The sequence below is a fragment of the Mucilaginibacter straminoryzae genome (assembly GCF_022953055.1).
GTDB lineage: Bacteria > Bacteroidota > Bacteroidia > Sphingobacteriales > Sphingobacteriaceae > Mucilaginibacter > Mucilaginibacter straminoryzae.
Genome location: NZ_JALJEJ010000001.1, coordinates 608725 through 628409, shown reverse-complemented (window position 1 = coordinate 628409; position 19685 = coordinate 608725). Strand labels below are relative to the sequence as shown.

Sequence of the window (19685 nt, the reverse complement as noted above, 5' to 3'; positions counted from 1 at the left end):
TATTATATAATTAAGATTAAACCCCGCTGAATACAGAAAACCCACCATCTACGTTCACCACTGTTCCGGTAACGAACTTAGAAGCATCACTCAGCAGCCAGATTAACGCGCCTACTAACTCCTGCGGATCACCAAAACGTTTATAAGGCGTGTTCGCAATCACCAGGTTGCCCCGTTCGGTGTACGAACCGTCGGTATTGGTTAATAGTGTACGGTTCTGTTCTGTCAGGAAGAATCCCGGTGCGATGGCGTTCATCCGTAGTTTATCGCCGTAACGGTTGGCCAGTTCCACCGCAAACCATTTGGTATATAAATCTATCGCTGCCTTGGCCAGGCTATACCCCAAAACCTTGGTAACCGCCTGTTGCGAAGCCATAGATGAGATATTGATAATGCTGCCGGTCTCATTTCCCGCCATGGCCTCACCAAATACCTGCGTAGGCAGTAGCGTACCGAAAAGATTCAGATCCATTACCTGCCTTAAACCTTCCATATTTAAAGAGAAGATATCGTCCTTTGGCTGTACCACAGCAGCAGGCATGTTACCCCCCGCACCATTTACCAGGCCATCGATGCGGCCGTAGGTATCCAGCAGTTGCTTACGGGCTTCTTTTAGTTCGTCTTCTTTGGTAACATCAGCAATAAGCGCAATTGCTTTGGCGCCTGTAGCCTTCAGTTCGGCTACACGTTCTTCTGCAACTTTCTGGTTTCGGCCCAATACCGCAACAGTACCGCCTGCTTCTGCAATAGCTTTGATGAATGCCTGCCCTAAAATGCCGGTTCCGCCGGTTACCATGATCACCTTATTTTCAAGTGAAAAACTGTTCATATTATTTATATACTAAATCTATATTGTTATTTATGTCAGGCTTATTGGTGATTGAACGTTATTCATGACCTCGATAACCTTACGCAATCGATTGTAATTATACTTGAAAAAATCGTAACATCTTTTACAAAAAAAGATTTTTTACAAGTGATTTCACCCGCACAAGATACATATTGCAGTAAAACCGCCTTAACAAAAATGTTTTTTAATTAATAGAGCAGGAAAAATAAAAATGTATCAAAAAATAATACATACTGCTAAAAAGTTGCTAATTCCAGTCGTATCACGAATGTTTATTATAACGGTTTTAAAGGCACTTTTTAAACATTTGTAGTATGTTTTTAACGAAATTTGTTACATTAAGTGTAACAAACAATAGAACTTAGCAACATTGCAAAAGGCTATAAATTTGTTACATTAGCCCAACTAAGCTATAAACCAATACCATTTTTTATTAAACCAATAAGCTGAAAGTAAAGACACCATTTGTCGGCTCCTATTATGAAATCGATTGCATTAAAAGATGCATCAAGAATAGTAAGCAACCAAACGTCTGTACCAATAGCAGAAAGACCTAAAATATTTAAGTACGATGAAAACTTAGCTCCTTTCATTAACAGCGGCTATCAAGGATAGCCGGACATTTAGAACCATTTGTACGTCAATTGATAAATCCAATAACATGAGAAAACTTCGACTATTTAATTTAACATGCTGGAAATTATGTTTATCAATATTCTTATTGAACATAGTTTCTATTGTAACGTATGCGCAAACCGTTGCTGTGCGCGGAAAGGTGGTGGACGAAAAAGGCGAGCCGCTTCCCGGCGCGACCGTTAAAGCCGTTGGCGGCTCTGCTGCTGCTTCTACAGGCCTTAATGGCGACTTCACCCTTAACGTACCTGCAACCACAAAAGCAGTTTCCATTTCCTTTGTAGGTTACATAGAACAAACTAAACCAATTAACGCTACCCGTAACCTGGGTACCATTACCCTTGCTAAAAACTCTAAAGACCTGAGCGAGGTGGTGGTAATTGGTTACGGTACGCAAAGACGCGAGGCTGTTACAGGCTCTGTTTCATCCATAGGAGGCGATAAACTACGTGATGTACCTTCACCTAACATCAGCCAGGCTTTGCAGGGACGCCTTCCAGGTGTGGAGATTACGCAGAATAACAGTAAGCCAGGCGCCAACATGCAGATCCTGATCCGCGGTGCACGCTCACTTAACGCCAGCAATGACCCCTTGGTTGTATTAGACGGAATTCCTTTCCCTGGCTCGCTTGGTGATATTAACCCGAACGACATCAAAAGTATCGACATCCTAAAAGATGCGTCTGCCACCGCTATTTACGGTTCACGTGGCGCTAATGGTGTAATCCTGATCACTACCAACAGAGGCCAGGCCAATACACCTGCTAAAATCAGCTACAACGCTTATTACGGTAAACAAAAGTTATTTGCCAGATACCCAATGATGAACGGACCTGAATTTGTTGCATTGCGTAAAGCAGCAGGTTTGTATAATGTTTCAGGCGATGAATCTAACGATGTAAACACTGATTGGCAGAAATTGTTGTACCGCGATGGTATGGTAACCAGTAATGATGTTGGTGTTTCTGGTGGAACGCAAACCGGTAGCTACAACTTTGGCGGTGGTTATTACAAAAACCAGGGCTTAATCCCTACCCAGCAATATACCCGCTATTCTATGCGCGGATCTGTTGACCAGCAGGTGGGTAAATATGTAAAAATAGGCTTTACCAATAATAGTAATTACAACCTGACAGAAGGTAACCAGGTAGGCATTTACGGCGCGCTGAGCACCACTCCTATTGCCAATCCATATAAAGCAGATGGCACGCTGAAAAGAACGGTAAAAATGCCGTTAGATGAAACTTTCATCCTAACTAAAGATGTAGTTAATGGTTTGCACAATCAATGGCTTGATGAAACACGGGGCTTTGCCACCTACAACTCAACTTATGGCGAAGTTAGAATTCCATGGGTTGATGGCTTGAAATATCGTGTAAACCTTGGTTTAGATTTCATTCAAAGCAACTACGGTAATTATACCGGCACCGGTATTAACAGCACTACCGTAACTACACCTTCTACGGCGACAGTTAACAATGCACAAACCTATCACTGGACTATCGAAAACCTGTTAACTTACGATCACACCTTTGCACAAAAGCATAACATCAACGTGGTTGCTTTATACTCTGCAGAGCAAAACAAGTATAACAGCTCTTCAATGAGTGCAAAAAATATCCCTTCAGATGCTTTCCAATTTTACAACCTGGGCGCTGCAACAGGTGAGGTGACAATCAATCCAGGCAATTACAGCTTAACAGGGTTGCAATCATATATGGGCCGTGTAATGTATTCTTATGATGACCGTTACATGATCTCTGCAACCTTACGCTCTGACGGTTCTTCGCGCCTGGCCCCTGGGCACAAATGGCATACCTACCCTGCAATTTCGGCAGGCTGGAATATTACTAATGAATCCTTCATGAAGGGTATTAACGCGATTGACAGGTTAAAACTACGTGTTGGTTACGGCCAAACCTCTAATCAGGCGGTAAATCCTTATCAAACCTTAGGTGTTTTAACCCCTCGTCAATACAATTTCGGCGACAGCAATTACCAAACTGGATATTATGTAACGCAAGCCCCAAGCCCCACATTAGGTTGGGAGTATTCTGAAACTTATAACTTAGGTTTAGATTTCTCCATATTGAAAAACCGAATCTGGGGTACTATTGAGGCTTATAAAACCAATACCAAAGACCTGTTGCTAAATGTTCAAATTCCGATTACAAATGGATTCAATAACTACACAGCTAACGTTGGCAGAACACAAAATAAAGGTATCGAACTAAGCCTAAACGGTACTATTTTGAATAATGTCAGCGGCTGGACTTGGGATGTGGGCATCAACCTGTATGCTAACCGCAATAAATTGGTAGCCTTGGCTAACGGTGCAACCAGAGATGAAGGCAACTGGTGGTTTGTGGGCCATAACATCAACGCCATATACGATTATAAAAGAATCGGTTTGTGGCAACAAAATGACCCTTATTTAACTACGCTTGAACCAAGTGGCAACGTGGGTATGATTAAGGTACTTTATACGGGCACTTATGATGCTACAGGAAAGCCAACAAGAGCTATCGGATCTGCAGACCGCCAAATTCTGGATGTAGACCCCAAACTACAAGGTGGCTTTAACACAAGAGTTGCCTACAAAGGATTCGACTTATCTATGGTAGCGGCATTTAAATACGGCGGCTTATTAAATAGTACGCTATACGGCTCAAGCGGTTATCTGAACATGCTTACAGGTCGCAGAAATAACGTTGAAGTAGATTATTGGACACCAACCAATACAGGAGCAAGATTCCCTAAACCTGGTGGCGTGCAGGACGGCGATAATCCACGCTATGGAAGCACTCTTGGTTATTTTGATGCTTCTTACTTAAAAATTCGCACTATTACGTTAGGTTATGATTTCAGCAAATTGGTAAGCAAAAAAGGTGGCATAAGACTACGTGGTTATTTCACCGCACAAAACCCGTTCGTGTTTTTCTCTCCTTACCACAGAATGTCTGGTATGGATCCGGAAACCAACTCTGGGGGTAATGAAAATGCCGCAGTACCTCTTTCTTACCAATTAAGACGTATCCTTACCATAGGTACCAACGCACCGTCTACCAGAAATTACATACTTGGCGTAAACGTGACATTTTAATCATATAGACAATGAGAAGGAATATAACTAAAAACATCTTAAGAGGCACGCTTTTAGTGGGCCTTTTAACCACCGGTTGTAAAAAGATCCTGGATGAAAACCCACGCTCTACCTTTACACCAGAATATTTTAAGACAGAGCAGGGCGTAACAGGCGGTTTAACCTATCTTTATTACCATTTACGTAATATTTACGGCCAGGCTTACTATTACAACAGTGGTGTAACAGGCACAGATGAAGCTACCTGGGGCCAAAGTGCTGATGGTAACTTTAAAGATTACGATTATACCAGTGTAAGCAACCTCCAGTCTAACACTTTTCCAAGCAGTATCCCCTGGGGAGAAGCCTTCCCGGCAATTAATACCGCCAGCGGTGTAATTGAAAATGGCACCGCGGCCGGGGTATCTGCTCCATTGCTTGCAGAAGCACGCTTCTTTAGGGCGTTTGATTATTTCCTGCTGGTTCAAACTTACGGTGGTGTACCGCTCGATCTTGGTTCCGGTTTGTTGAAATTTAACATCAACCCTATCCGTACTTCTAAACGTAACACCGTGCCGGAAGTATATACCAAAGCGATCTTCCCTGACCTGTTACAGGCAATCAACGACCTGCCAGCTACTGGTCGTGTTGTTGGTGGTGTAACCAAAACAGCAGCGCGCTTATACTTAGCCAAAGCATATCTTACTTATGCATGGTGGTTACAAAACCCTAAGAACATTCCTACGTATCCGGTTACCAACCGTACTGATCCGAATGGTCATGACGCGACCTGGTATTTCCAAGCTGCTTATGATCTGGCAACTGCTGCGATCAATGATCCGGGACCATTTGCATTACAGCCTACCTATTATGATGTAAACGTAGGTTCTAATGATCGTAACAGCGAAATTGTGTTGTATGCAGATCACACCCAGACTAGCGAAAAATACAATGGATCAAGCCTTACCTTTGGTAGCGGTGGTGCTCCGGATAACTTTGCCAGTTGGATGTTAACCTGGAACTATCCGAACATCAGAACAACCGAAAATCTCGTTTTACGTGAAGCTGATCAGCACTTAGGCCGTCCGTGGGTACGTATGGCACCACCCATAGAAGTATTTAAAAACACCTTTGCTGATAAAACAAATGATTCGCGTTACGATGGAACCTTTACCACAGTTTACCGCGGTAACTGGCCAAAAGGTGGCAGCACTTCTAAAACTGTTGCAAATGCCAACGGACTTCCGGTATCGCCTGGTGATGCTGTTTTAACGTTCCTGAATGACGACAACAATGCGGTAACATACGCTGCTTCTAACGGTAACGTGGGTGCGGGTGTACTGCCGAACCGTTCAGACTGGGTGGTTAACCCAAGCGGTATCAGCCGGATTATGTACCCTGGTATTTGGAAATTAGGTCCTTACCGTACAGATAACGGTACTGGTTTAGGTCAGCCTAATGCAGGCAGCACCCGTCCATTCCCGATTGCTAAATTTTCAGAGCTTTATTTTATTGCTGCGGAAGCTGCAATAAAAGGTGCCAATACTACAGCCGGAAAATCAGCAAGAGACCTGATCAACGTTATCCGTGCCCGTGCAGGTAAATGGCGTTTTGACAACAACGGAAATAAAGTAAAAACTGAAGACGACAGCCAGGCTATGCTTGCTGCTACACCTGCAACTATCGACCTCAACTATCTGCTTGCAGAGCGTTCACGCGAATATTATGGTGAAGGCGGCCGTTGGTACGACCTGATCCGTACGCAAACCTGGTCTGACATTGCTGCTACTTATACCATTTGCGGACCAACCTTTGGCGACCATAACCCGCAAAAGTTTACACGCACTATTCAGCCATTCCACTATCTGCGTCCGATTCCGCAAAGTACTATCGATTCTTTCGATATGACACCTGCTGAAAAAGCCGCTTATCAAAATCCTGGCTATTAATTTAGTACATTCATAATTGGTTTTACTAAGGCTGCCCACGCGGGCAGCCTTTTCTTTTATATAATGTACTGCTGTTTATTCACGCTGACAGGTAAATAGAAAATAAAGGTCAAAAAGCACCTTTCTATTATCAAAGGCACTTAGCACATTAATGGCGATTCAATAGTATCCTTTGAGAAGGCAAGATTAATCAATTGCAATAGAAAAAGGTAGATGAATAAGCACAAAGCTACATCCGCTACATTATAATGCAACGAGTGCGTTTTTATAATGGCTAACAGTTGATGCTGAATGGGTGATTAACAAAAAACCCTCCGCTTTTAGGGGAGGATCTTTTGTAATACCATTTTTGATCGCTGCGCAAACGCAGCCGCAGCTGTTGCAGGTTTTGAAACGATAATTATTTCTTCACTGGGGTAAACTTATACAATAATACGCCATGTGCAGGAACATTAACCGCTATTTTATCTGATTGCGTGTTGATGGTTGCCAATGTTTTCTGCCGCCAGAGATCGCGAACCTTTTGGTTGCCTGCGATGCCCAGTTTTTTAAAGTCGTTATAGTTTAACGCTGCCTTTTCCAGCCCGAAGTTGCAAAATCCCACCGCCCGGCTGCCGTCTTCCAGCTCTTTTACATAGATACGTAAATCACCAATGGTTTGAACACAAGTGGCCTGCTTGCCCAAAGCGTCCTGGTCAAGCGCAATCACCTCATCATTAGTAAGCAAACTAAGCGTAAAATCGTCGAGCTTTTCCATATCACAACCGATGAGCAGCGGTGCAGAGAACATACACCAAAGGCTAAAGTGCAGGTATTGCTCGTCAGGTCTCAACTTTGTCGGGTGTGGATTACCCCAGCCCACTACGCCTAATACCAGCATATCCGGATCATTCCAGTTACCAGGTTTGCTATAGCCTGCTGCTTTATCCTGCACCAGGGCAATACCTTTTACACTGGCCCAGGTATCGGTAATATCATTGGTCGTACGCCAAGATGTACCACCAATAGAACCGCCCCATTTCCATACGTCCGACATTCCATACTGGCAAAGACTAAAAACGATATCGCGTTGCTGGCTACGCAGGTAATCGCTCATTAACCTGTAAGGTTTAATGGCTGTTTCCAGGTCATTACCACCTTTGTAAGATAGCGACGGCACTTTATTCGGGTCGTTATCGGCCATTCCATTAATTACGCCGCCATAGCTACACCAATCGTATTTCAGATAGTCAAAACCCCATTTTGCATAACTTTCAGCATCCTGCTTTTCGTAACCAAAGCTTCCGGCGCAGCCGCCGCAGGTCCAGGGGCCAGGGCTGGAATACAAACCTGCTTTTAATCCCATTTGGTGAATATCATCCGCTAACCCTTTCATATCCGGGAAACGCCCATTCGGCTGAATGTATCCCGCATCATTCCTAAATTTGCCATGCAACGCCAGATCTTTCGGATCGCGGTGGTTCTGCCAGAAATCATCGATGTTGATATAGGTCCAGCCGTGATCGATCAGGCCGCTTTTTACCATCGCCTGCGCGGCACGTTTTACTTTATCTGCCGATACCTGGTCGGCAAAGCAATTCCAGCTATTCCATCCCATCGGCGGTGTTAAAGCGATGCGGTCACCGCAAATAATATGAAAGGTTTTAGAAGCTTTCCCTTTGCTGTTCGTAGCCATCAGCTGAACTTTAAAATCTCCCTTCCTGGTCAATTTACCGGTAATTAAACCCGTTTGCGGGTTAATGGTCAGCCCGGCGGGCAGTCCCTGTACAGCAAATCTCATAGGGCGTTTGCCTGTTGCAGGTACGCGGTACATAAACGGAGAACCCGGACGCACACCAAACACACTCGCTCCGTTAATTCTTGGTGTTTCGGGCGCAACGGGGGTAAGAATATAAGGGGTTACAGCTATCGGATTGATGGTTTGAAACGTGCTAACGCCATCTGCCTCGAATTTGGCATCTGCCCAATCTGCATGGTCGTAATAATTTCCATTGCCGCCATCTGTTACCACCAATTCAAGCTTTTTAACACCAGAAAGCGAAACAGCGCACGGTTTGGCAGGATCGCCAAGGTGCATTACACCACTTGCCCAGATCACTTTACCATCTGCATAAACCAGGAATTCTACGGCAGGCTCGTGCCCTTTTATCTCGTCATCAATACCCACCTGAGCACTAAAACTCGTCGCTTTTCCGTTCAGCTGAATTAACAGCGAACTTTCCGCATGTGTACCGAAGCCACGCTCGTAAGCCTTCCCGGCGATCGTCATGGTCCTCCCATCGACAGTTTTATTCTTATTAGGCACACCATAGCCCTGGGTAGCGGCACTCAAATCGAGCTGGTCCAGCCATACCACGTCGTTATAAATCTTACCTGCTTGAGATAAATTGGAGCATAGCAATATCGCCGACAAGATGCCGAGCTTTTTAAAAAACAAAGGCTTGATCATTATTTTCAATTATTTGAACTTAAAAGTGTAAATCAACGATGTAGCTGTAGGAATATCACCTGTAAAAATATAATTTACCGGATTTATACCTCCAACTATTTGCCACTAAAATATCAGTAGTGGCGGTTAAAAATCCACAACGGCATAATAGGCCTTTTTACGTTGCCTGTTTTCGTCAAAAAGCAGCGGATAGGCTTTTCGTACGGTTCGCCCTACGGCTTGTGTAGCTGCCGCACCGCCGGCAAGACCGCCGCCACGGGCATCCAGCCAACTATAGCGGTCAGACACGTTCCAGAACGTTACGCCGGTGATTACCTTTTTATATTCCCTGAAGATATCGAACACCATTTTGTATTGGGCTACCTGTTTCTGCTCCATAGTTGCGGTATAACCAGAATCAGGTACAGCTACCGGTGCAGGCATTGCAGCCGGTTGAGTTTGTACCGCGTTAGGGTTTCTTCTTGGCCAGGGAATCGGCGCCCTGACGGTAATATCCAGTTCGGTGATTTGAATTTTCAATCCAAGCGACGAATATTCATCCAACGCTTTGCGCAGTAATTCCGGTGAAGGATCATTCAATTTCCAGTGCGCCTGCAAGCCTACACCATCAATCGGCACATGTGCATCTACCAGTTGCTTAAGTAGTTTATAAATACGTTCCCGCTTTCCCGGGTGCTCGCTGTTATAATCGTTGTAAAACAACTTGGCAGATGGGTCGGCCTCGTGGGCGTACTCAAAGGCCTTCGGGATAAAGTCTTCTCCGCAGATCTTATACCACATCGAATTGCGTAAAAACTTCGTACTATCATCATCTATGGCCTCGTTCACTACATCCCAGGCATAGATCTTCCCTTTATAATGCTTCACTACGGTTTGGATATGATCGTGCAGCCGTTGCAGCAAAACTTCTTTACTTACCTGATTCCCAGCGCTGTCTTTAAACATCCAGGCAGGCGCCTGGGCATGCCACAGCAAATTGTGACCACGCACTTTAATATGATGTTGTTCGGCGAAGCTGACAATCTCGTCCGCATTTTTCCAGTTGTACCGGTTTTCTTCAGGGTGAATTGGCCCCATCTTCATGTCGTTCTCGGGTGTTACACTGTTAAACTCTTGCACGATGAGCGCTGAATCCGGACCGTGTAGTGCAGCCATATTTACCGCCACACCGATAGGAAAGTATTTTTTATAATAATCCTTCAACCCTTTTACCTTACCAGCACTATGCTTCGCGTGGGGTAATTTCTCCATTGGAGAAGGGTGTTTCAAAGTGAATCCGCAAAAGACAATCAATAAAACAACAGCAATCGATTGCAGTAAAGAAGATTTTAGTTTCTGGTGGATCATAATTTAAGGTAGTAAAGTTTTTAACGATTTATGAGGAAGATATTGGTAAAGTAATGTTACGATAAAGTTTCGAAACTTGCAGGTAAGTAATTGATTTGTGACGATATTTTGCAATCGATTGAAATTCGGGATCAAACTTGTTTGTTGTTGGTTGTCCGAGCTTGTTAACAAAAACTTAAAACTGAAATGATCGCCCGTCTAAGCCGACCACACTATATTTGCCATTAACGGATATTTTAAAAATTAAACTATCAGCTTATAGTATAGTTCTACGCATTATTCACTTAATCCTGTTTTATGAAATATACTATCTGCTGCCTAGCATTCGCCTTTTTACTATGTTCGGTAAGCATACTGAAAGCTCAAACTACACCTGTAAAGGCCGACCAAACCCTGGAGGTAAACCGCAAGAAAATTGATTCGCTTGATAAAAAGCTGATTGAATTACTGGGCGAACGCGAGCGTGTAGTACGCGAAATTGGCATTTACAAATCAAAGAACAATATTCCACCCTTGCAGCCAGCCCGCTTTCAGCAGGTACTGAATAAGAATATCGAAGCAGGTGCAAAGCAGGGCTTATCGGCCGATTTTGTGACGGAACTGATGAACGCCGTTCACAAGGAAAGTTTGCGGATAGAAGAGGAACTGAAAAATAAGTAAGATTCCTTGCCACATAAATAGTCAGGGCTAGTTACAGATTTTCCTTAGTTTTAAAACATGGAATACTTTAAAGTAACGCGGGTATTTGCCGACGAGCAGGGCGAAAGCCATTTTGAAGATCACCAATATCAGCTTCCGGAAAACGGCCCGCTCGGCTATCTGTCAGAGAAGGTGCCGGTGAAGGAATTAACCTTTAGAAAAGTGATGGCTACTTACGATGATCTGCACACTGCTCCCGCCCGCCAGTTTGTTGTTTTGCTGGATGGCGCGGTAGAAATTCAAACCTCTGACGGGGAAACCCGCACGTTTGAAGCCGGCGAAATATTGTTGATGGAAGATATCACCGGTAAAGGGCATCGGAGCCGGAACGTTAAACAAGCCGTACGAAACTCCTTATTCATTACATTAGCCTGATGGTCAATCTGTTCCACTCTTTATTCCGTCACCTTCTATTATGAATCGTGAATCTTCGAAATATCGTCAGAACGGATATAACTTAATTATTACAAGTAACTGATATACAATCATTAACTTAAATGGCGTTGATTTTGGTATGATCCTACAAAACCAGTATCATGACAAAAACATTAAAACCAAAGATCAACAGCCTGCTCACCAAAAGGGTTACCCAACTACACCAGGCGGGCTATACTTCAGACTTCGCACTAACCAAGGGTAAAAACCTCCGGTCGCTTCAAACTGAGATAGAAACAAAACCTTTTGCTACTACTATTAAACTGGTAGACCAGATTTATGACCGATTATTTCTGCAGTATAAATATGTGCATACGGTAGAAACTGATAACGGTGAAAAAGGTATCCTCCTTTTACCGGCTATTTTCTTCCAGTTGGTTGCCAGGCAACGAGCAGTTGCAGTTTAATACTTTAGGTAATAATCGAAAGCGCTAAAATACCACCGTTTATGCTTCTGCTGTCCAAACCTTAGTAATTGCGCGTTGGCGTAAACATATGTGGTGTGTTTTTGTCAAAAATTACACCTTAGAATAAACGGCGTAGGTGAAATTAGGGAACGAAAAGTACCGGGAATAACCAGACCGTGTACTGCCGCAATCGCATATGAAATTTCCTAAATCCAGCACGCTATTTTGCGCCATCAGCTGCCTTTTTACCTTATCGGTGAAGGCACAGAATCCGCTTATCACTAACCAATTTACGGCAGATCCGTCTGCACGCGTTTTTGGCGACAGTGTGTACATCTATCCATCCCATGACATTTTAGCCAGGCCGGGGCATGGTAGGGTAGGTTGGTTCTGCATGGAAGATTACCACGTATTTTCGTCGGCCAACCTGACGGAATGGAAAGATCAAGGCGCAATTGTCAGCCAGACTACCGTTCCATGGGCTGATAGTACTGCATACAGTATGTGGGCACCAGATTGTATTTACCGCAAAGGCAAGTATTATTTCTATTTCCCCGCTACGGCAAAAGCCAGCGAAGGTAACCGCGGATTTTCCATCGGTGTGGCCGTGGCAGATAAACCATATGGTCCGTTCATTCCCCAAACAAAGCCTATTGCAGGCGTTCACGGTATAGACCCCAACGTATTTATCGACAAAGACGGGCAGGCCTACCTTTATTGGGCGCAGGGAAATATTTACGGCGCAAAGCTGAAAGAGAATATGCTGGAACTTGCATCCGAACCGCAGATCCTAAAAGAACTACCAGAAAAAGGATTAAAAGAAGGACCCTACCTTTTCGAACGCAACGGCACCTATTATCTCACCTATCCCCACGCAGCAAACAAGACAGAGCGGCTGGAATACGCCACCTCAAACAGTCCACTCGGGCCGTTTAAGTTTACGGGCGTCATCATGGACGAATCGCCGTCCGGCTGCTGGACCAATCACCAGTCTATTATTAAATTCCGTAACCAATGGTATTTATTTTACCATGACGACCAGCTTTCGCCCAAATTCGACAAAAGCAGATCCATCCGTGCAGACAGCTTGTTTTTCAATAGCGATGGCACCATTCAAAAAGTAATCCCGACACTTCGCGGTATTGGTATCACCCCGGCAGGAAAAGAAATCCAGGTAGACCGGTACAGCGCAATCAGCCAAAGCGGCGTTTCTGTTGATTTTATCGATACCGCCCATACCATGAAGGGCTGGAAAGTAATGCTTAGTAATCCTGGAGCATGGGTGAGGTATAATAAGGTTGACTTTGGCAAAGGAAAATTCAACACCTTGAAAGTATCCTCGAACCAGAAAAACCAGGCAATTGTAGAACTCTACGCTGATAAAATGGGTGGTGCACCTTTAGCTACCATAGAATTGAAAGAGGACACTGACTGGCAGATCACCGCCGCAAAACTGAACGCCAGATTAAAAGGCACACATGATCTATTCCTGGTGCTAAAAGGCGAAGGACCGGTCGCGATAGACTGGATTAAATTCGAATAAGAAACCGCATCAACAACCTATCTTTTTAACCAATTATAAATCCCATGAAACTCCGTATAAACCTTTACACTTCGTTGATACTGCTGTGCAGCTTGACTGCTACGGCTCAAAAGCTTCCCTATCAAAATCCCAACCTGCCATCTGAAACAAGGGCGAAAGACCTGGTAAAAAGGCTAACATTAAAGGAAAAGGTGGGCTTGATGAAAGATATTTCTGACCCTGTTCCGCGATTAGGCATCAAGAAGTTTAACTGGTGGAGCGAAGCGCTGCACGGTTACGCCAACCAGGGGCCGGTAAGCGTGTTCCCCGAACCGATAGGCATGGCGGCTTCTTTTGATGACCAGATGGTATTTAAAGTATTTGATGCGGTTTCAGACGAAGCCCGCGCTAAAAACAATGATTACCGTAAGAAAGGAGAAAGCCAGCGCTTCCATGATCTTTCTGTCTGGACGCCGAACGTGAATATTTTCCGCGACCCGCGCTGGGGCCGCGGGCAGGAAACCTACGGCGAAGACCCGTATCTGACTTCGCGGATGGGGATTTCGGTAGTAAAAGGATTACAGGGGCCGTCGACCGCGAAATATCGTAAGCTGCTGGCTTGTGCAAAACACTATGCCGTGCACTCTGGGCCGGAATGGAGCCGCCACGAAATGAATGTGAACGATGTTAACCCGCGCGACCTTTGGGAAACCTATACCCCGGCCTTTAAGGCATTAGTACAGGAAGCAGACGTGCGCGAGGTGATGTGTGCTTATCAACGGCTGGACGATGAACCCTGCTGCGGCAGTACCCGTTTATTAGGGCAAATACTGCGCGAAGACTGGGGCTTTAAGTACCTGGTAGTTTCTGACTGCGGTGCTATTACAGACTTTTACCGTTCGCACCATTCTTCTTCCGATGCTACCCATGCCGCCGCTAAAGCCGTTCTTTCCGGAACGGATGTAGAATGTGTGGGTTACGCTTTCGATAAAATCCCTGATGCCGTAAAGCGCGGGCTGATCAAAGAAAAAGAAATTGATAAAAGTGTGGTACGCCTAATGACCCAACGTTTTGAATTAGGCGAAATGGACGACGATAAGCTGGTATCGTGGGCAAAAATCCCACTATCGGTGGTGAACTCCCCGGCGCATCAGCAGCTGGCGCTGGATATGGCCCATGAAACCATTACGCTGCTGCAGAACCGAAACAATGTTTTACCGTTGAGCAAGTCGTTAAAAAAAGTAGCGCTTATCGGCCCCAATGCCGATGATTCACAAATGCTGTGGGGCAACTATAATGGCACACCCGCAAAAACCGTCAATATCCTTGAAGGGATCAGATCAAAACTCAGCCCCAATCAGTTGATCTACGATAAAGGCTGCGACCTGACAGAAGACAAACTAACCGAAACCGGCGTGGCAGAAAGTAATTTCGATGGCAAAACCGGCGTTAAGGCTACCTACTGGAATAACCGTAATATGGAAGGCACACCCGTTGCAACGGACCAGATCACCGGTCCTATTGCGTTGACCACCTTTGGCGCACACCAGTTTGCGCAGGGCGTTAACACCGAAGCTTTCTCCGCCAAATACGAAACCGTTTATAAACCCTCTTTCAGCGGGGAAGTGGTGTTTAAATTAGAAGCGACAGGCTTCTCAGAGCTTTTTGTAGATGGCAAATCGGTGCTTAAAAACGGTAGCTGGCGCTCATTACCTTCAAAGATCAACCTGCCGGTAGAGGCTGGCAAGAGCTATAAAATAGAACTTCGTTACAAGCAACTGAATAACTGGGCGGCAAACCTTGGCTTTAATTTCGGGAAAGAAATACCGGTAACGTTTAGTGCTTTATTAAACAAGGTAAAAGATGCGGATGTGGTGATCTTTGCCGGTGGTATTTCGCCAAGACTGGAAGGCGAAGAAATGCCTGTTCAGCTACCCGGTTTTAAAGGCGGCGACCGTACCGATATCGAATTGCCTTCCATCCAGCGCCGTTGCATAGATACGCTGAGAAAAGCCGGTAAGAAAGTAATCTTCGTAAACTGCTCTGGATCTGCCATTGCAATGGTGCCTGAAAGCGAAAATTGCGAAGCCATCTTACAGACCTGGTATGCAGGTCAGGCAGGTGGGCAGGCTATTGCCGATGTATTATTCGGCGACTATAACCCTTCCGGCAAATTACCGGTTACCTTCTATACCAGCCTGAAACAACTACCAGACTTTAGCGACTATTCTATGAAGGGCCGAACCTATCGCTACATGACCGAGAAACCGCTTTTTCCGTTTGGGTTTGGCCTTAGCTACACACAGTTTAACATCGGTACCGCAAGGTTAGATCAAAGCACTATCACACAAAACCAGGGCGTCCATTTAACTATCCCTGTTGCAAACACAGGTAGGGTTAACGGTACGGAAGTACTCCAAATTTATATCAAAAAGGAGGGTGACACAGCAGGCCCTTCCAAAACATTAAGAAGCTTTAAAAGAGTACCGCTGCCCGCGGGCAAAACAGAAAACTTAGTTGTGGATCTCCCCTATAAAAGCTTCGAAACTTATAATGAAGATGGCGGTGGTTTAAGTGTACAGCCCGGAAAGTATGAACTGCTTTACGGCAACAGCTCTGATCCGAAAGATTTGAAATCTGTTAAAATCACTATTAAATAACATTTACCTTTTACACAACATATCCTGTTTAACTGATATGATTAAAATATTCCGGTCAACTGCATTAACCTGTTCCGCTATGTTCGCAGCAGCAACTGCTTTTGCACAAAATCCTATCATACAAACCATTTACACTGCAGACCCTGCACCAATGGTTTATAAAGACACGCTTTTTTTGTACACCGGGCATGATGAAGATAAATCTACCTGGTTTACCATGAAAGACTGGCACATCTTCTCTACTACAGATATGGTGAACTGGACGGATCGCGGCTCGCCGCTGTCTACTGGTACCTTCGAATGGTCTAAAGGTGACGCTTGGGCTGCACAAACCATCCCAAGGAATGGGAAGTTTTACTGGTACATCTGCACCAAAGAAAAAACGACCAACCGAATGGCTATTGGGGTTGCCGTATCTGATAGCCCGACCGGCCCATTTAAAGACGCCCTGGGTAAGCCCTTAGTATCGAACAGCGGCGGCGACATCGATCCGACTGTTTTTATTGATGATGACGGTCAGGCTTACCTTTATTGGGGCAACCCTGATCTATGGTACGTGAAACTAAACCCCGACATGACCTCGTTTGATCAAAAAACCGGAATTATAAAAGTCCCTTTAACGAAGGAAGGCTTCCACTTCCGGATTAAGAATGCAGATAAAAGACCGTCGGCCTATGAAGAAGGGCCGTGGTTATACAAACGCAAAGGGCTTTACTACCTGCTTTACCCCGCTGGAGGTGTACCCGAACACTTGGCTTACTCAACTGCCAAAAGCGCTACAGGCCCTTGGATATACCGGGATACCATTATGCACGAGATTAAAAAAGGCGGCGCATTTACCAACCACCCCGGCCTGATAGATTATAAAGGCCGCACCTACCTGTTCTATCACAATGGCGCTTTGCCTGGTGGCGGAGGTTTCGACAGGTCTGTTTGTGCAGAAGAAATCCATTTCAACCCGGATGGCAGCATCCCGGTAATTACCCCTACTACGGAAGGGATTATAAAAAGTGTTTCGAACCTGAACCCTTACCGGCGCATCGAGGCAGAAACCATTGCCTGGGAAGAGGGCATTGAAATTGGCCGCAACGATGCAGGAAGAATCTTTGTGACCGACATCAGCAACGGCGATTATATCAAAGTAAGAAGTTTAGATTTCCGCAACGGCGCACGTTCATTTAGCGCTAACGTTGCCGCAAAAGAGAAAGGCGGACAGATAGAAATCCGTATCGATGGGAAGGATGGAAAACTGATCGGTACCTGCAAAATTCAGCCAACTGGTGGCTTAGAAACTTACAACATTCAGCAAGCTACTGTAGAGAAAGTAAAAGGTATCCATGACGTTTACTTTGTTTTCAAAGGAACAGGGACAGACCTTTTTAACTTCGACTGGTGGCAGTTTAAACAATAAGCGCCGCTAATTAACCGCGCTTATTGCCTTTTTCATTATTATTTGATCCGGGTAGTTAATTTGTTCCCTGGCCCGGTACGTTCATAAACCGCAGGCTGCGGTAGTAGCTCAAGTCATGTTCGGGTTGCGGGTAAACTGCCGGGATAGGCTTGCGCGAGAATGTCTGAAAATAAAGCACACAAGAATTTCTCCATCTGATGGCTTCCGCGTATTGTACGGCCATCAGTTGTTTTACCTCGTCATGCAATTCAGGGTCGACATACGGTTGCACGCTGTTCCAAACCTGCTGCATGTGTTTTACAGAATCTGCGCCTTCGTAGTAATGGTGCACCATTTCATCCCAGAGCGTTTTGCCAGACCGCATTTTATAATTCCAGCTTAAGTGATGGAACCACAATAAATACTCATCAGGGCAGGTGGCAAGATCTCCATAGTACTTGGCAACTTCCGGGCGATACTGGCCCAGGGCGTTACTGCCTGTAGCTGTACGGTCGAAACCTACGCCGTTCGTATCTGCCTTATGGTAGTAAACGGCTGTCCAGTCTGCACGGCCGATGTTATCCGTCCACGGGCCGGGGCCGTAATGGCCATTAGCGCTCATGATATGGTGCAAGCCAAGAGGTGTCATATAATTAACTGTATTCTCTCTCGATTGCAGCATTTCCTGCTTAACGGGCCCTACAAAACGCTGATCGTTGGTGAAGGTCATCTTTAACCAGTCGTCAGCAATTTCTGCCGATGTCTGATCCGGGTTCCAGGCCAGCCTGCCGAAGCAATACCAATTGGCCTGCGCAAATGGGTGTCCGCACCAATTAAGGTCTGTACCTATGTTAGCCACACCAGCCATCCCGGTAATCAGCTTAGGATTGTATTTCCCCTGCAAAATTTTGGAAACCGTTGTCCCTTTCCCATTGGCATAGGTATCTGAATTGAGTACCTCTTTAAACAAGGGGGCTTCATAAACCAGGTTGGTGGAAAAGCCCAGATATTCCTGCGTTAGCTGCACTTCCAGCATAATTGGGGTATTTGGCAGCGCACCGAAAAGCGGGTGGAAAGGTTCGCGTGGCTGAAAATCAATCGGGCCGTTCTTTACCTGCACCATTACATTTGGCCTAAACTTTCCGTCCAATGGCGTAAACTCATTATAAGCCTGTTTTGCCCTGTCATCCGGTACTTTATGGTCATAAACAAAAGCGCGCCACATTACAATACCATGATGCGGAGCAACGGCATCCGCCAGCATGTTCGCCCCCTCGGCATGGTTGCGGCCGTAAGTTTGCGGGCCGGGCTGCCCCTCTGAATTTGCTTTCACCAGGAAGCCGCCAAAATCGGGGATGGCGCGGTAAATCTCATCAGCCTTGCTCTTCCACCAGCGTTGCACTGCAGTATCTAAAGGGTCGGCGGTTTTTAGCCCGCCCAACTCTACCGGGCTGCTAAATTTAACCGCCAGGTAAACCCTGATACCGTATGGCCTGAACGCATCTGCCAGGGCTTTTACCTTAGCCAGGTAGAACGGCGAAAGCATCTGTACATTCGCATTCACGTTATTCAGAACAGAGCCGTTAATCCCAACAGACGCATTTGCTCGCGCATAATCAATATACCTTGGGTCGATGTATCCCGGCAATTTATGCCAGTTCCAGATAGAGAAGCCGGCGTATCCCCGTTCAACAGAGCGATCAGGATTATCCCAATGATCCAATACGCGATAGGATGTCTTAGGATAGTCTACAATATTTAGATTATCCAGTGATTTACCCGTCTGCATTAACTTCAAGAAAGCGAAAGTACCGTAAAGCACCCCGGTATCCGTATTTCCGGCAATCAGGATAACGCTCTTACCGTTTTGTTTTATTGTTTTGATGATGTACCCTTCGTTACCGATGGTTTGTATGGAAGACGCGTCAATTGTACGACCTGCCCAGCCTGTTTGAGGGATGGTACCCACGATAAGGCTGCTTTGATCTATTGATGCAAATTTAGGTTGGATATTAAGCAAGCCACCCAAACCACGGACCAGTTCTTTACGGGCAACCAGCAGGCGATCTGTGTTAGACGGAAAATAGATACCGTTCACCTGGCTTCGATAGCGGGTTTCAACAGCAGGGTTTTGTATGTGTTTATATTTAAGCCAAAGCTCATAACCGTTATCTGCTTTAAGCGTGTTCGCAAAAGCGAAAGCTGCGATAAAAAATAAAATGAAGCGGGATACTCTCATCGCTAATATCAAGGTTGATTAAG

Annotated in this window: 12 protein-coding genes; 8 read left to right on the top strand and 4 right to left on the bottom strand. The window is 45.3% G+C overall.

Annotation, left to right across the window (positions count from 1 at the left end; genetic code table 11):
* Positions 1-16 precede the first annotated feature (16 nt).
* Positions 17-829 carry an SDR family oxidoreductase gene (locus MUY27_RS02745; RefSeq protein WP_245128439.1) on the bottom strand — a complete coding sequence of 271 codons (813 nt, stop codon included), beginning with the start codon at positions 827-829 and terminating at the stop codon, positions 17-19.
* Between the two features lie 742 nt (positions 830-1571).
* On the opposite strand from MUY27_RS02745, the gene MUY27_RS02740 reads away from it, so the two are divergent.
* The gene (locus tag MUY27_RS02740) at positions 1572-4586 is read left to right on the top strand and encodes a SusC/RagA family TonB-linked outer membrane protein (protein ID WP_245128438.1); all 3015 of its coding nucleotides are present in this window, start codon (positions 1572-1574) and stop codon (positions 4584-4586) included.
* An 11-nt stretch (positions 4587-4597) separates the two neighbouring features.
* A complete protein-coding gene (locus tag MUY27_RS02735; protein WP_245128437.1) occupies positions 4598-6514 on the top strand; it encodes a RagB/SusD family nutrient uptake outer membrane protein in 1917 nt (638 codons plus the stop codon).
* Positions 6515-6914: 400 nt separating this feature from the next.
* Here MUY27_RS02735 and MUY27_RS02730 read toward each other — a convergent pair whose 3' ends face one another.
* Both MUY27_RS02730 and MUY27_RS02725 read right to left on the bottom strand, forming a co-directional pair.
* Positions 6915-8963 carry an NPCBM/NEW2 domain-containing protein gene (locus MUY27_RS02730; RefSeq protein WP_245128436.1) on the bottom strand — a complete coding sequence of 683 codons (2049 nt, stop codon included), beginning with the start codon at positions 8961-8963 and terminating at the stop codon, positions 6915-6917.
* A gap of 126 nt (positions 8964-9089) precedes the next feature.
* Positions 9090-10214, bottom strand: a complete 1125-nt coding sequence (locus MUY27_RS02725) for an endo-1,4-beta-xylanase (RefSeq protein WP_245128435.1) — start codon at positions 10212-10214, stop codon at positions 9090-9092.
* A 393-nt stretch (positions 10215-10607) separates the two neighbouring features.
* On the opposite strand from MUY27_RS02725, the gene MUY27_RS02720 reads away from it, so the two are divergent.
* The 6 genes from MUY27_RS02720 (at position 10608) to MUY27_RS02695 (ending at position 17444) form a co-directional block, all read left to right on the top strand.
* Positions 10608-10970, top strand: coding sequence for a chorismate mutase (locus MUY27_RS02720; RefSeq protein ID WP_245128434.1), 363 nt, complete (start codon positions 10608-10610; stop codon positions 10968-10970).
* Positions 10971-11027: 57 nt separating this feature from the next.
* The gene (locus MUY27_RS02715; protein WP_245128433.1) at positions 11028-11384 is read left to right on the top strand and encodes a cupin domain-containing protein; all 357 of its coding nucleotides are present in this window, start codon (positions 11028-11030) and stop codon (positions 11382-11384) included.
* Positions 11385-11545: 161 nt separating this feature from the next.
* Entirely contained in the window at positions 11546-11851 is a 306-nt protein-coding gene (locus tag MUY27_RS02710) for a hypothetical protein (RefSeq protein ID WP_245128432.1), read from the top strand.
* A gap of 196 nt (positions 11852-12047) precedes the next feature.
* On the top strand, positions 12048-13394 hold the full coding sequence (locus MUY27_RS02705; RefSeq protein ID WP_245128431.1) for a family 43 glycosylhydrolase: 1347 nt from the start codon (positions 12048-12050) through the stop codon (positions 13392-13394).
* Positions 13395-13438: 44 nt separating this feature from the next.
* A complete protein-coding gene (gene xyl3A / locus MUY27_RS02700; protein ID WP_245128430.1) occupies positions 13439-16033 on the top strand; it encodes a xylan 1,4-beta-xylosidase in 2595 nt (864 codons plus the stop codon).
* Between the two features lie 79 nt (positions 16034-16112).
* Positions 16113-17444, top strand: a complete 1332-nt coding sequence (locus MUY27_RS02695) for a glycoside hydrolase family 43 protein (protein ID WP_245128429.1) — start codon at positions 16113-16115, stop codon at positions 17442-17444.
* A gap of 55 nt (positions 17445-17499) precedes the next feature.
* Here the strand turns inward: MUY27_RS02695 and MUY27_RS02690 are convergent, their stop codons facing one another.
* On the bottom strand, positions 17500-19662 hold the full coding sequence (locus MUY27_RS02690) for an alpha-glucuronidase family glycosyl hydrolase (RefSeq protein ID WP_245128428.1): 2163 nt from the start codon (positions 19660-19662) through the stop codon (positions 17500-17502).
* Positions 19663-19685: the final 23 nt, after the last annotated feature.

What these genes read in the sequence shown, in the direction of transcription:
- MUY27_RS02720 (WP_245128434.1), top strand. Translation starts at nt 10,608, where the DNA reads ATGAAATATACTATCTGCTGCCTAGCATTCGCCTTTTTACTATGTTCG.
- MUY27_RS02695 (WP_245128429.1), top strand. Translation starts at nt 16,113, where the DNA reads ATGTTCGCAGCAGCAACTGCTTTTGCACAAAATCCTATCATACAAACC.
- MUY27_RS02725 (WP_245128435.1), bottom strand. Translation starts at nt 10,214, where the DNA reads ATGGAGAAATTACCCCACGCGAAGCATAGTGCTGGTAAGGTAAAAGGG.
- MUY27_RS02735 (WP_245128437.1), top strand. Translation starts at nt 4,598, where the DNA reads ATGAGAAGGAATATAACTAAAAACATCTTAAGAGGCACGCTTTTAGTG.
- MUY27_RS02715 (WP_245128433.1), top strand. Translation starts at nt 11,028, where the DNA reads ATGGAATACTTTAAAGTAACGCGGGTATTTGCCGACGAGCAGGGCGAA.
- MUY27_RS02705 (WP_245128431.1), top strand. Translation starts at nt 12,048, where the DNA reads ATGAAATTTCCTAAATCCAGCACGCTATTTTGCGCCATCAGCTGCCTT.
- xyl3A (WP_245128430.1), top strand. Translation starts at nt 13,439, where the DNA reads ATGAAACTCCGTATAAACCTTTACACTTCGTTGATACTGCTGTGCAGC.
- MUY27_RS02690 (WP_245128428.1), bottom strand. Translation starts at nt 19,662, where the DNA reads ATGAGAGTATCCCGCTTCATTTTATTTTTTATCGCAGCTTTCGCTTTT.
- MUY27_RS02710 (WP_245128432.1), top strand. Translation starts at nt 11,546, where the DNA reads ATGACAAAAACATTAAAACCAAAGATCAACAGCCTGCTCACCAAAAGG.
- MUY27_RS02730 (WP_245128436.1), bottom strand. Translation starts at nt 8,963, where the DNA reads ATGATCAAGCCTTTGTTTTTTAAAAAGCTCGGCATCTTGTCGGCGATA.
- MUY27_RS02745 (WP_245128439.1), bottom strand. Translation starts at nt 829, where the DNA reads ATGAACAGTTTTTCACTTGAAAATAAGGTGATCATGGTAACCGGCGGA.